Here is a 12,107-nt window from a genome sequence, read left to right on the forward strand (position 1 = left end):
CTTTTTGCTTCTTTTTCTTCAGAAAAAGAAGGTTCCTCCCTCCAATCCTCCTCTCACGGCAGGATGCGGATGACGGCCTCGATCTCGACCGGCACGTTGGAGGGCAGCGAGCCCATGCCGACGGCCGAGCGGGCATGGTGGCCACGCTCGCCCAGCACGGCGGCGAGGAGCTGCGAGCAGGCGTCGATCACCTTGGGCTGCTCGCCGAATTCCGGCGTGGCGTTGACCATGCCGAACACCTTGAGGAACTCCACCCGCTCCAGCGAGCCCGCGGCCTCGCGCGCCACGGCCAGGAGATGCAGCGCGCAGAGCTCGGCCGCCCTGCGCGCCTCCTCCACCCCCATCTCGGCGCCCACCTTGCCCTGGATGACGGAGCCATCGGCCAGCCGGGGCACCTGCCCCGAGAGGTAGGCGACATCGCCCACGCGGCGGAACGGCACGTAGCTGAACAGCGGCTTGCCCACCTTCGGCAGGCTGTGCCCCAGCGCCTCCAGGCGTTGCTCGGCGGTCTCGGTCATGCGTTGCTCCTTTGACTTGAAAGAAGAAAAGAAGAGGGGCTCCGGGGAGAATCCCTTCTCCCCGGGGTCTTTTCAGTTGCGCCTGTGCTGACGCACAGCCGCCCTCAAACGCCGGCGCCGGCATCCGCCGGCTTGGCTCCGCCGCACAGGCGGCGGCGCCCGTTCGGGCGCTCGTCCCGCGCTGCGGGCCGCGCTCTCAAAGGGTCTTCCCCCGCGCCGCGACATCCTGGAACCCCAGGAACTCCCCCCCGCGCACGAAGGCGATCCGGTCGTGCAGGTTGCTGACGGGGCAGACATGGTTGGGCACCACGCGCAGCCGCTCGCCCAGCTCCGGCTTCCGGGCGCAGGCGGAGAGGTCGAGCATGCCGTGCTCCTCGCTCAGCCGCTCCAGCCGCGCCTCCGGGTAGTCGGGGAAGTAGCCGTGGCCGAGTTCCGCGCCCCCCGGCATCGGGTCGGCCGCGAAGCTCTTGGTGCCGGCGTCGATGATGCCCCGCTCCGCCGTGGGGCGGCTGATGACCGTGACATGCAGGTGCAGGGCGCAATCGGCCCAGCCGGCATGGCCCGCCGCCACCATCATCCGGTCGTTGTAGATGTAGGTGCCGACGCGCAGCTCGTTGACCGGCGCCAGCTCATGGGTGCGGAAGGCATCTGGCGTGCCGCCGCCGGAGAGGATGGCGGGCTCCAGCCCCTCCGCCCGCAGCCGCGGCAGGATGGCCTCCAGGAACACGGCGCTGGCCGCGGAGACGGGGTAGGTCATCAGCCCGTCGAAGCGCAGGCCGGGGGTGGCGCGGGCGGCGCGGGCCAGCTCCAGCGCCGCCTCCACGCTGGTGACGCCGGTGCGCCGGGCGCCGCTGTCGAACTCCACCAGCACGCCGATCTCGGCCCCCGCGGCGGCGGCGGCCTCGGCGGCGTTGCGCAGGGCCAGCGGGTTGTCCACCGCCACGCGCATCCGCGCCCGGCCGGCCAGCGCGCCGAGGCGCGCGGCCTTGCCCTGCCCCAGCAGCGGGTAGGAGATCAGGATGTCGTCCAGCCCGGCATCGGCCATCACCTCGGCCTCGCCCAGCTTCTGGCAGGTGATGCCGCGGGCGCCGAGCGCCACCTGCCGCTGGGCCAGGGCCGGGATCTTGTGCGTCTTGATGTGCGGCCGCAGGGCCAGGCCGTGGCGGTCGCAGTATTCCTGCATCCGCGCCAGGTTGGCCTCGACCACGGCGAGGTCGACGACGGGGACGGGGGTTTCGAGGGTGGCGAGATCCATCGGGGCTCCAGCGCGAGACATACCCGCCAGGAAACACCCGATCGGCGCCGCTGTCGCCCCCTCGCGCGGCTTCGCCGCCGTTCAGCGGCCCTGGAAGGCGCGGGCCAGGGCTTCCCACAACGCCTTGCGGCGCCATTCCGCGTCGAGCGGCAGGCCGCGATGGGTGCGGCCGTCGCGCAGCGCCACGGCGGGCTCGGTGGCCAGCCAGGAGTATTTGTCGGACAGGCCCCAGGTGAGGATGGTGCGCACCCCGCCCTCCAGCGCCGTGGCGACGAAGGCATGGGCACGCTCGGCCACCAGCGCGTCGCGCGCCCCCATGTCCTGTGGCGGGCTCGGCGCCTCCCGCACATCCAGCTCGGTGATCAGCACGGCCAGGCCCATCTGCCGCAGCTCGGCCAGGAAGGCGGCGAAGGGCGCCGGGCGGAAGGGGCGGACCATCTGCAGGTGCGCCTGGATGCCCACCGCATCCAGCGGCGTGCCCCGCGCCAGGAGGGAGCGCAGCAGCGCCAGCAGGCGGCGGCGCTTCTCGGTGGCGTCGGGCGTGTCCTCCTCGATGCCGTATTCGTTCAGCGTCAGCCGCAGGGTGGGGTCGCGCTCGCGCGCCATGCGGAAGGCGATGTCGATGTAGTTGGGCCCCAGCGCGCGCAGCCAGGGCGTGTCGCGCAGCTCGCCGGGGCCGGCCTGGGGCACGTCGCTGCCGGGCGGGTTGGCCACCGGCTCGTTGACCACATCCCAGTCGCGGATCTGGCCGCGGGCATGGGACAGGACGCGGTCGAAATGCGCGGCCATCACGGCCAGGGCGCGGTCCCGCCCCTCGCCCAGCGCGGCGCGGGTCCAGTCCGGCAGGTCGTTGTGCCAGATCAGCGCATGGCCACGCACCGGGCGGGCGCGGGATTGCGCCCAGCGCAGGATGGAATCGAGCGGGGCGGTGTCGAAGCGGCCCTCCTGCGGCTGCAGGGCGGACCACTTGGCCTCCCATTCCGGCACCAGGATGGCGGCCTCGGTCTCGAAGGCGCGGTGGTAGTCCGGGTCGGTCTCCAGGAGCTGGCCCTGCACGGCGGCACCGAAGGTGAGGCCCTGGCTGCGCGCCAGGGCGCCCAGGCTGGGCTGGCCGGAGAGATCGGGCGCGGCCTGGGCCCGGCCCAGGGAGGGGGACAGCGTGCCGGCGGCCGTGGCGGCCAGCAGGGTGCGGCGGCGAAGCATGGCGATGCTCAAGCCGCGGCCGGGCTGCGTGCGGCGAGCTTCCCCTTGGTGGCATCGGAGCGCGCCAGCCATTGCTGGTAGCGCCCGTGCCGCCAGCGCAGCAGCCGCCACGCCCCTTGCGCGGCGAGGCCCGCCAGGCGGCCCCGGGGCGTCAGCCCGATCGATTTGAAAACCATGCCCATGCCACGCTCGATATGCCGGTAGCGATAGTAGCCCATGGCACGCCCCATGTAGCCGGCGATACACCGTTCATGGTCGTAGGCCGCGCCTTCCGGCTCGTTGCCGCAGTGATAGGCATAGGCCAGCTCGTCATCCTCCGACTCGCCGATGCGGCCGGCGGCGACGCGCAGGCGCTGCGGAAAGGAGAGCCGTTCCCGCGCCAGGTAGCGCTTCATGTGGTCGTAGAAGAGCTTGAAGTGGCGGTACTCGTCCGCCGCGATGAGGCGGCAGATCTCCTTCAGCACCGGCTCCTCCGTCGCCTCGCCCAGGGCCGTGTAGTAGCTGGAGGTGCCTGTCTCCACCATGCAGCGGGCGATCAGCTCGCCGGTGCGGCTGCCGCGGATGGAGGCATCGGCGTTGACGTCGATCCGGTAGCCGTTGCGGTAGCGCTCGAAGGCGTCGTCGAAGCTCCAGCCGGGGTCGGCCAGCATGGCCCAGCGGCCCAGCGCGTCGCCATGCTGCACCTCCTCCACCGCCCAGTTGTCGGCGGCCTGGCGGAAATCCGGGTCGTCCTGGAAGACGCGGTTGAGATAGAGGGCGTAATCGACGCCGTTCTTCTCCACCATCGCCGCCGCCTTCACCAGAGGGATCAGTCCGGCGTCGAGCCGCGCCGGATCGAACCGGTTCCAGGCCACCTGCGCGATCTGCCAGTGCTTCATGCCGCTGCCCCCACCGCCCGGGGCACGCGCCAGCCCAGGGACATAGAAAAACGCCGTCCGCAGGGATGATCTGCGAACGGCGTCGGGAATCAAGTCACAGCCCGGACAGGACCGGTGGCGCGGTGCCTCAAGCGGCCTCGGCCGCGGCGGCCATCTCGCGCGCGGCAAGCAGGCGGTCCATCGCCGCCTCGCGCGTCTCCGGCGTCTCGCTGCCGGCCGCGTCGTAGGCGGCCTCGGCCTCCTTCACGCGGGCGGCGGCGGCGGCGCGGGAGAGCGAGGCGACGGGCGTCGCCTCATCCGCCAGCACCGTGACGCGGGTCGGCGTGATCTCGGCGAAGCCGCCGAGCACGAACAGCCTCTCGGTGGTCTGCCCGTTCTCCTGCACGCGGATGACGCCGCCCTTGAGGGCCACGATCATCGGCGCCATGCCGGGGAGCACCCCCATCTCGCCCTCCGCCGCCGGGATGATGGCCATCTCGACGGGGCGGGAGAGAAGGAGCTTCTCCGGGCTCACCAGTTCCAGGTCGAAGGTCGCCATGGATCAGCTCCCCCTGCCCGGTTCAGGCCGCGGCCTTGAGGGTCTCGGCCTTCTTCACCGCGTCCTCGATGGTGCCGACCATGTAGAAGGCGGCCTCGGGGAGGTGGTCGTACTCGCCCTTGCAGATGGCGGCGAAGGAGCGGACCGTGTCCTCGATCTTGACGAACACGCCCGGCGTGCCCGTGAAGACCTCAGCGACGTGGAAGGGCTGGCTGAGGAAGCGCTGGATCTTGCGCGCGCGCGCCACGATCAGCTTGTCGTCCTCGGACAGCTCATCCATGCCCAGGATGGCGATGATGTCCTGCAGCGACTTGTAGGTCTGCAGGATGCGCTGCACCTCGCGGGCCGTGTTGTAGTGCTCGTCGCCGATGACGCGGGGGTCCATCGCGCGGCTCGTGGAGTCCAGCGGGTCCACGGCCGGGAAGATGGCCTGCTCGGCGATCGAGCGCGACAGCACGGTGGTCGCGTCGAGGTGGGCGAAGGAGGCGGCGGGGGCCGGGTCGGTCAGGTCGTCGGCGGGCACGTAGATGGCCTGCACCGAGGTGATCGAGCCCTTCTTCGTCGAGGTGATCCGCTCCTGCAGGGCGCCCATGTCGGTGGCCAGCGTCGGCTGGTAGCCCACCGCGGAGGGGATGCGGCCGAGCAGGGCCGAGACCTCGGCGCCCGCCTGGGTGAAGCGGAAGATGTTGTCGATAAAGAACAGCACGTCCTGGCCCTGCTCATCGCGGAAATACTCCGCCATGGACAGGCCGGAGAGCGCGACGCGGGCGCGGGCGCCCGGCGGCTCGTTCATCTGGCCATAGACCAGCGCCACCTTGGAGCCCTCGGTGGAGCCGTTCTCGCCGAGCTTGATGACGCCGGCATCGATCATCTCGTGATAGAGATCGTTGCCCTCGCGCGTGCGCTCGCCAACGCCGGCGAACACGGACACGCCGCCATGGCCCTTGGCGATGTTGTTGATCAGCTCCTGGATGGTCACCGTCTTGCCGACGCCGGCGCCGCCGAACAGGCCGATCTTGCCGCCCTTCAGGTAGGGGCACATCAGGTCGACGACCTTGATGCCCGTCACCAGGATCTCGGCCGAGGTGGCCTGGTCCTCGAAGGCGGGAGCATCGCGGTGGATGGTGTAGCTCTTGGTTGCGGCCACCGGGCCGCGCTCGTCGATCGGCTCGCCGATGACGTTCAGGATGCGGCCGAGGGTGCCCTCGCCCACCGGCACGGAGATGCCGGCGCCCGTGTCCACCACCTCGGCGCCGCGGACCAGGCCGTCGGTCGTGTCCATGGCGATGGTGCGGACGGTGCGCTCACCAAGGTGCTGCGCGACTTCCAGCACCAGGGTGCGGTCGCCGATCATCACCTTCAGGGCGTTCTGCATGCTCGGCAGTTCGGCGGGGAACTGCACGTCCACGACAGCGCCCAGGACCTGCGTGACCTTGCCAACGTTGTTCTTCATGGCCGTCATTCCCCTCAGAGGGCTTCCGCACCCGAGATGATCTCGATCAGCTCGCGGGTGATGTTCGCCTGACGCGTACGGTTGTAGGTCAGGGTCAGCTTGTTGATCATGTCGCCGGCGTTGCGCGTGGCGTTGTCCATGGCGTTCATCTGGCTGCCGAAGAAGCCAGCGGAATTCTCCAGCAGCGCGCGGTAGATCTGGATGGCCAGATTCTTCGGCAGCAGCTGCGCCAGGATGGTCGCCTCGTCCGGCTCGTACTCGTACCACGCCTGCGCGTCACCCGCCTCGGCCTTGGCCTCCGGCAGCTCCGCCGGGATCAGCTGCTGGCCCGTGGGGGTCTGGCTGATCACGTTGCGGAAGCGGTTGTAGATGAGCGTGCAGACGTCGAACTCGCCCGCCTCCAGCATCGCGGTGACGCGGGTGGCGATCTCGTTCGCATCCTCGAAGCCGACGCGCTTCTTGCCCTGGAAGCTGACCTCGCCCACCACGCGGGAGGCGAATTCACGCTTCAGGTAGGAGGCGCCCTTGCGGCCGACGGTCAGGATCTTGACCGTCTTGCCTTCCGACTCCAGCGCCCGGATCCGGGCGCGGGCGAAGCGGCTCACATTGGTGTTGAAGGGGCCGGCCAGACCGCGGTCGCCGGTGACGACGACCAGCAGGTGCACCTGGTCCGCGCCGGTGCCCACGAGGAGCTTCGGCGCGTCCGGGTTGCCGGCCACCGCCTGCCCGAGCGCGCCCAGCATGCGGGCCATGCGCTCGGCATAGGGGCGGGCGGCCTCGGCCTGCTGCTGGGCGCGGCGGAGCTTCGCCGCCGCGACCATCTTCATCGCCTGGGTGATCTTCCGGGTGGATTTGACGCTGTTGATGCGCCCCCGGAGTTCCTTGAGGTTGGCCATGCTGTCTGCCCCGGCCCGATCTCAGACCGCGAAGGACTTGGCGAAGTCGTCCATGAAGGACACCAGCTTCGCCTCGTTCTCCTTGGTGATCTCCTTCTTGTCGCGGATGCTGGCCACGATCTCCGGCGCATTGGCCTTGATCGAGGAGAGCAGCTGCGTCTCGAAGGCGCCGACCTTGGCGACCGGGATCTTGTCCAGGTAGCCGCGGACGCCGGCGAAGAGCGAGATCACCTGCTCCTCGACGGGCACCGGCTTGAACTGCGGCTGCTTCAGCAGCTCGGTCAGGCGCGCGCCACGGGCCAACAGGGCCTGGGTGGAGGCGTCGAGATCCGAGGCGAACTGGGCGAAGGCCGCCATCTCGCGGTACTGCGCCAGCTCCAGCTTGATCTTGCCGGCGACCTGCTTCATCGCCTTGATCTGGGCGGCGGAGCCGACGCGGGAGACCGAGAGGCCGACGTTCACGGCGGGGCGGATGCCCTTGAAGAACAGCTCGGTCTCCAGGAAGATCTGCCCGTCCGTGATCGAGATCACGTTGGTCGGGATGTAGGCGGAGACGTCGCCCGCCTGCGTCTCGATCACCGGCAACGCGGTCAGCGAACCGAGGCCGGCGGCCTCGCCCATCTTGGCCGCGCGCTCGAGCAGGCGCGAGTGCAGGTAGAACACGTCGCCCGGATAGGCCTCGCGGCCCGGCGGGCGGCGCAGCAGCAGCGACATCTGGCGGTAGGCCACGGCCTGCTTCGACAGATCGTCGTAGAAGATGACCGCGTGCTTGCCGCTGTCGCGGAAGAACTCGCCCATGGCGCAGCCCGTGTAGGGCGCCAGGAACTGCATCGGCGCCGGGTCGGACGCCGTGGCGGCGACGACGATGGAGTATTCCATCGCGCCGTTCTCTTCCAGCGTGCGGACCAGCTGCGCCACCGTCGAGCGCTTCTGCCCGATGGCGACGTAGATGCAGTAGAGCTTCTTCGACTCATCGCCAGAAGCGTTGATCTGCTTCTGGTTGATGATGGTGTCGATGATGACGGCGGTCTTGCCGGTCTGGCGGTCGCCGATGACCAGCTCGCGCTGGCCGCGGCCGATCGGGATCAGCGCGTCGATCGCCTTCACGCCCGTCTGCATCGGCTCGTGCACCGACTTGCGCGGGATGATGCCGGGCGCCTTCACCTCGACCAGGGCGCGGGTCACGTCGACCAGCGGACCCTTGCCGTCGATCGGGTTGCCCAGGCCATCGACCACGCGGCCGAGCAGGCCGCGGCCGACCGGCACGTCGACGATGTCACCGGTGCGGGAGACGGTGTCGCCCTCGCGGATCTGCTGGTCGTTGCCGAAAATGACGACGCCGACGTTGTCGGTCTCGAGATTGAGCGCCATGCCCTTGAGGCCGGCGGAGGGGAACTCCACCAGCTCACCGGCCATGACATTCTGCAGGCCGTAGACGCGGGCAATGCCGTCGCCCACGGTCAGCACGGTGCCGACCTCGGCAACATTCGCATCGGCGTCGAAACCGGCGATCTGCTGCTTCAGGATCTCCGAGATCTCGGCGGGACGGATCTCCATATCAGGCGGCCCCCTTCATGGCGTACTGCAGGCGCTGCAGCTTGGACTTGATCGAGCTGTCGTAGAGGCGGGACCCGAGACGGACGACCAGGCCACCCAGCAGGGTGGTGTCGACGCGCTCGACCAGCTTCACGTTGGAATACCCGGCTTCCGTCAGCCGCGCGACGAGCTGCGTGCGCTGCGTGTCGGAAAGCGGATGGGCGGTGGCGACCTCGGCGGTCTGCTGACCGCGCTGCTCGGCGAGCAGCGTGCCGAAGGCGGCGATCACCTGCGGCAGCGCCGCGAGGCGGCGGTTGGCGATCATCACGCCGACCAGGTTGCGGACCTCGCCGGAGATTCCGGCGCGCTCCAGCACGGCGAGAGCGCCGCGCCGCTGCGCGCCGCTGTCGAGGCGCGGATCCTCGACGAAGGCGCGGAAGGCCGCGTCCTTCGACCAGAGGCCGTTCAGGCTGTCCAGGTCGGCGGCGACGGAATCGACCGCCTTCTTGTCCTTGGCCAGCTCCAGCAGCGCCAGCGCGTAGCGCTGCGCGAGGCCGGAAGGTTGGGTCGCGTTGGGCGAGACGTTGGTCGCTTCGGAGGCCACGGAGGATCCCGTTCTCTGCTATCCCGGCGTCCCGCCGCGCGGTGCCCCGGAGGGCATTCCGGCGGTTGGACATGATTTCGACGCGCGCGGACATCGTCCGCCGCGGCGGCCCGGCATTAACACAAGGTATTGCGGCGCGGCAACGGGGGGTGCGGCGGATTCGTTACCGGGTCTTCACCAGCCTGTCGCAATTTGTCGCTTTGCCGCGCCGCGTCACAGGAAGCTGACGGGGTCGATATCGACCTGCACTCGCACTCCGGCCGGCACCCCGGCGCGGGAGAGCCACTCCCGCAGCAGCGGCTGCACCGCCACATCCCGCCGCGCCTTCAGCAGCAGCCGCCGCCGGTGCCGCCCGCGCAGCAGGGCAAGCGGCGCCGGCGCCGGGCCCAGCACCTCCACCCCCTCCGCCTGCGGCGCGGTGAGCCCCAGGTCGCGCGCCGCGCGGTCCGCCTCCCGCTCGTCCTCGGCCGAGACGATCAGCGCGGCGAGCCGGCCGAAGGGGGGCCAATGGCCGGGGCGGCGGCTTTCCGCCTCGGCCTCCATGAAGGCGTCGAGGTCGCCCGAGACCAGCGCCTCCAGCACCGGGTGCTCGGGGCTCCAGCTCTGCAGCAGCACCCGCCCCGGCGCCTCGGCCCGGCCGGCGCGGCCGGCCACCTGGTGCAGCAGCTGCACCGTGCGCTCGGCGGCGCGCAGGTCGCCGCCCGCGAGGCCGAGATCGGCATCCACCACCCCCACCAGGGTCAGGTGCGGGAAGTGCCAGCCCTTGGCGACGATCTGCGTGCCGATGATGAGGTCCACCTCGCGCTCCTGGATGGCGCGCGCCGCCTCGGCCGCCGCGGCGGGGCCGGGGATGGTGTCGGAGGCCATCACCAGCCGCCGCGCATCGGGGAAGAGCAGCGCCGCCTCCTCCTGCACCCGCTCCACGCCGGGGCCGAGCGGCGTCAGGCTGCCCTCGGCGGCGCATTCGGGGCAGGTCTCGGGAATCGGCTCGGCATGGCCGCAATGGTGGCATTGCAGGGTGCGGCGCACCCGGTGCTCCACCAGCCAGGCGGTGCAGTTGGGGCAGCGCATGCGGTGGCCGCAGCTGCGGCAGAGCGTCAGCGGCGCGTAGCCCCGCCGGTTGAGGAACAGCATGGCCTGCTGCCCCGCCGCCAGCGTCTCCCGCACCGCCTCGACGAGCGGCGGGCTGAGGAAGCGGCCGCGCTCGGGCGGCGTGCGCCGCTGGTCGATCACCGCCACCTCGGGCAGGCTGGCGCCGCCATGCCGCACCGGCAGGTGCAGCGCGGCGTAGCGGCCAGTCCCCGCATTGGTCAGCGTCTCCAGGCTGGGCGTGGCGGAGACCAGCACGCAGGCGGCGCCGGCGAGGCGTGCGCGCACCACCGCCATGTCCCGCGCGTGGTAGATGACGCCCTCCTCCTGCTTGAAGGCGGTCTCGTGCTCCTCGTCCACGATGATCAGGCCGAGATCCGGGAAGGGCAGGAACAGGGCCGAGCGGGCGCCCACCAGCACCGGCGCCCGCCCCTCGGCCACGGCGCGCCAGGTGTCCCGCCGCAGCCGGCTGCCGAGCTCGGAGTGCCACAGGGCGGGCGGGCCGCCGAAGCGCCGCTCGAACCGCTCCAGCCACTGGGTGGAGAGGGCGATCTCGGGCAGCAGCACCAGCGCCTGCCGCCCCTGCTCCAGGCATTCCGCCACCGCCTCCAGATACACCTCCGTCTTGCCCGAACCGGTGACGCCGGTGAGCAGCGTGACACCGAAGGCCCGCGCCGCGGTGGCCTCCCGCAGCGCCGCCGCCACCTGCCCCTGCTCGGTGCCGAGGGTGGGTCCGGGGTGGGCGGGGTTGGGGCGCGGGAACTCGGCGCCGGCCGGCAGCAGGGCGGGCTCGAGCAGCCCGGCCCCGGCCATGCCGCGCACCACGCCGGCGGAGACGCCGGCCTCGGCGGCCAGGGTGGCGGCGGTGTAGACCTCGCCCGGCTCCATCGCGTCCAGCACGCGGCGGCGCGCCTCGGTCAGCCGCCCCTCCCCCTGGCCCTGCCCCTGGGCCGCGCGCCGCCCGGCGGCGGCGAGGCGCCAGCCGGCCTTCTGCGCCGGCGGCTCCAGCGCCGAGGGGCTGCTCATCGCCATGCGCAGCACCGCGCCGGGCGGGCTCAGCGTATAGGCCGCCACCCATTCGACGAAGCGGCGCAGGCTGGCCGTCATCGGCGGCACCGGCAGCACCTCCACGATGTCGCGCAGGCGGCGTTCCGGCAGGTCGGGATCGGCCTCGCCATCCCACACCACGCCGTAGAGCTGCCGGCCCGAGAGCGGCACCACCACGAAGCTGCCGGCCGGCGGCACGTCCCGGCCGGCCGGCACCCGGTAGTCATAGGCCCCGGCCAGCGGCAGGGGCAGCAGCACACGCAGACGAGCCATCGAGCCCCTTCTCCAAGACCTTCCCCGGGCGGCACGGCCTTTCGCCCGGCACCCGCCATCCGCTAGATAGGGTGACACGACCCCGGGACGCACCCCCTCCTCCTCGCAACCGGCGCATGTCGCCGCGCCACAGGAAACCGCCTCATGAAGTTCTTCGTCGACACCGCCGAGGTGTCCGAGATCCGCGCGCTTGCCGAGCTCGGCATGGTCGACGGCGTCACCACCAACCCCTCGCTGATCGCCAAGTCCGGCCGCAACATGGCCGAGGTGATCGCCGAGATCTGCACCGTGACGCCCGGCCACGTCTCCGCCGAGGTGACGGCGACCGACTACGAGACCATGCTGGCCGAGGGCCGCTTCCTGCGCGGCATCGCCTCGAACGTGGCGGTGAAGGTGCCGCTGACCGAGGCCGGGCTGCGCACCTGCCGCGCGCTCTCCGACGAGGGCACGCCGGTCAACGTCACGCTGTGCTTCTCCCCCACCCAGGCGCTGCTGGCGGCCAAGGCGGGGGCCACCTACGTCTCGCCCTTCGTCGGCCGGCTGGACGACCTGGCGCAGGACGGCATGCAGCTGATCGCCGACATCGTGCAGATCTACCGCAACTACCCCGCGATCCGGACCGAGGTGCTGGTGGCCTCCATCCGCCACCCGCTGCACCTGGCGCAGGCGGCCAAGCTCGGCGCCGGCGTGGCCACCCTGCCGCCCGCCGTGATCCGCCAGCTCATCAAGCACCCGCTGACCGACCGCGGCCTGGAGGCCTTCCTGGCCGACTGGAAGAAGACCGGCCAGAGCATCCTCTGAGCCGGGCGCGGGGCGC

The 12,107-nt window shown here is 71.3% G+C and carries 11 protein-coding genes; 1 reads left to right on the forward strand and 10 read right to left on the reverse strand.

Going from position 1 to position 12,107, the window contains the following annotated elements; genetic code table 11:
- Positions 1–53: 53 nt before the first annotated feature.
- From CR165_RS07230 to CR165_RS07275, 10 genes are all read right to left on the reverse strand, one after another.
- The gene (locus tag CR165_RS07230; RefSeq protein ID WP_109516286.1) at positions 54–518 is read right to left on the reverse strand and encodes a RidA family protein; all 465 of its coding nucleotides are present in this window, start codon (positions 516–518) and stop codon (positions 54–56) included.
- 196 nt (positions 519–714) lie between these two features.
- Positions 715–1,773 carry an alanine racemase gene (locus tag CR165_RS07235; protein ID WP_109516287.1) on the reverse strand — a complete coding sequence of 353 codons (1,059 nt, stop codon included), beginning with the start codon at positions 1,771–1,773 and terminating at the stop codon, positions 715–717.
- 81 nt (positions 1,774–1,854) lie between these two features.
- Positions 1,855–2,976, reverse strand: a complete 1,122-nt coding sequence (locus CR165_RS07240) for an endo-1,4-beta-xylanase (RefSeq protein WP_109516415.1) — start codon at positions 2,974–2,976, stop codon at positions 1,855–1,857.
- An 8-nt stretch (positions 2,977–2,984) separates the two neighbouring features.
- A complete protein-coding gene (locus CR165_RS07245; protein ID WP_109516288.1) occupies positions 2,985–3,854 on the reverse strand; it encodes a ferritin-like domain-containing protein in 870 nt (289 codons plus the stop codon).
- Positions 3,855–3,981: 127 nt separating this feature from the next.
- Entirely contained in the window at positions 3,982–4,392 is a 411-nt protein-coding gene (gene atpC, locus CR165_RS07250) for an ATP synthase F1 subunit epsilon (RefSeq protein WP_109516289.1), read from the reverse strand.
- A gap of 22 nt (positions 4,393–4,414) precedes the next feature.
- The gene (atpD, locus tag CR165_RS07255) at positions 4,415–5,845 is read right to left on the reverse strand and encodes a F0F1 ATP synthase subunit beta (RefSeq protein WP_379633103.1); all 1,431 of its coding nucleotides are present in this window, start codon (positions 5,843–5,845) and stop codon (positions 4,415–4,417) included.
- 14 nt (positions 5,846–5,859) lie between these two features.
- Positions 5,860–6,741: a F0F1 ATP synthase subunit gamma gene (locus CR165_RS07260; RefSeq protein ID WP_109516291.1), complete on the reverse strand. Its 882-nt coding sequence runs from the start codon at positions 6,739–6,741 to the stop codon at positions 5,860–5,862.
- A gap of 21 nt (positions 6,742–6,762) precedes the next feature.
- Positions 6,763–8,298 (reverse strand): F0F1 ATP synthase subunit alpha, encoded by a 1,536-nt coding sequence (gene atpA, locus CR165_RS07265; RefSeq protein ID WP_109516292.1) that lies wholly within the window; start codon positions 8,296–8,298, stop codon positions 6,763–6,765.
- Position 8,299: 1 nt separating this feature from the next.
- A complete protein-coding gene (locus CR165_RS07270) occupies positions 8,300–8,881 on the reverse strand; it encodes a F0F1 ATP synthase subunit delta (protein WP_109516293.1) in 582 nt (193 codons plus the stop codon).
- A 213-nt stretch (positions 8,882–9,094) separates the two neighbouring features.
- Entirely contained in the window at positions 9,095–11,290 is a 2,196-nt protein-coding gene (locus tag CR165_RS07275; protein ID WP_109516294.1) for a primosomal protein N', read from the reverse strand.
- Between the two features lie 144 nt (positions 11,291–11,434).
- Between CR165_RS07275 and fsa the strand changes: the two genes are divergently transcribed.
- On the forward strand, positions 11,435–12,091 hold the full coding sequence (gene fsa, locus CR165_RS07280; RefSeq protein WP_109516295.1) for a fructose-6-phosphate aldolase: 657 nt from the start codon (positions 11,435–11,437) through the stop codon (positions 12,089–12,091).
- Positions 12,092–12,107: the final 16 nt, after the last annotated feature.

Source organism: Teichococcus aestuarii (genome assembly GCF_003116135.1).
Classification (GTDB): Bacteria; Pseudomonadota; Alphaproteobacteria; order Acetobacterales; family Acetobacteraceae; genus Pseudoroseomonas; species Pseudoroseomonas aestuarii.

Bases quoted from the DNA above. Each gene is read 5' to 3' on its own strand.
- CR165_RS07230 (WP_109516286.1), bottom strand. From the start codon at position 518: ATGACCGAGACCGCCGAGCAACGCCTGGAGGCGCTGGGGCACAGCCTG.
- CR165_RS07235 (WP_109516287.1), bottom strand. From the start codon at position 1,773: ATGGATCTCGCCACCCTCGAAACCCCCGTCCCCGTCGTCGACCTCGCC.
- CR165_RS07240 (WP_109516415.1), bottom strand. From the start codon at position 2,976: ATGCTTCGCCGCCGCACCCTGCTGGCCGCCACGGCCGCCGGCACGCTG.
- CR165_RS07245 (WP_109516288.1), bottom strand. From the start codon at position 3,854: ATGAAGCACTGGCAGATCGCGCAGGTGGCCTGGAACCGGTTCGATCCG.
- atpC (WP_109516289.1), bottom strand. From the start codon at position 4,392: ATGGCGACCTTCGACCTGGAACTGGTGAGCCCGGAGAAGCTCCTTCTC.
- atpD (WP_379633103.1), bottom strand. From the start codon at position 5,845: ATGAAGAACAACGTTGGCAAGGTCACGCAGGTCCTGGGCGCTGTCGTG.
- CR165_RS07260 (WP_109516291.1), bottom strand. From the start codon at position 6,741: ATGGCCAACCTCAAGGAACTCCGGGGGCGCATCAACAGCGTCAAATCC.
- atpA (WP_109516292.1), bottom strand. From the start codon at position 8,298: ATGGAGATCCGTCCCGCCGAGATCTCGGAGATCCTGAAGCAGCAGATC.
- CR165_RS07275 (WP_109516294.1), bottom strand. From the start codon at position 11,290: ATGGCTCGTCTGCGTGTGCTGCTGCCCCTGCCGCTGGCCGGGGCCTAT.
- fsa (WP_109516295.1), top strand. From the start codon at position 11,435: ATGAAGTTCTTCGTCGACACCGCCGAGGTGTCCGAGATCCGCGCGCTT.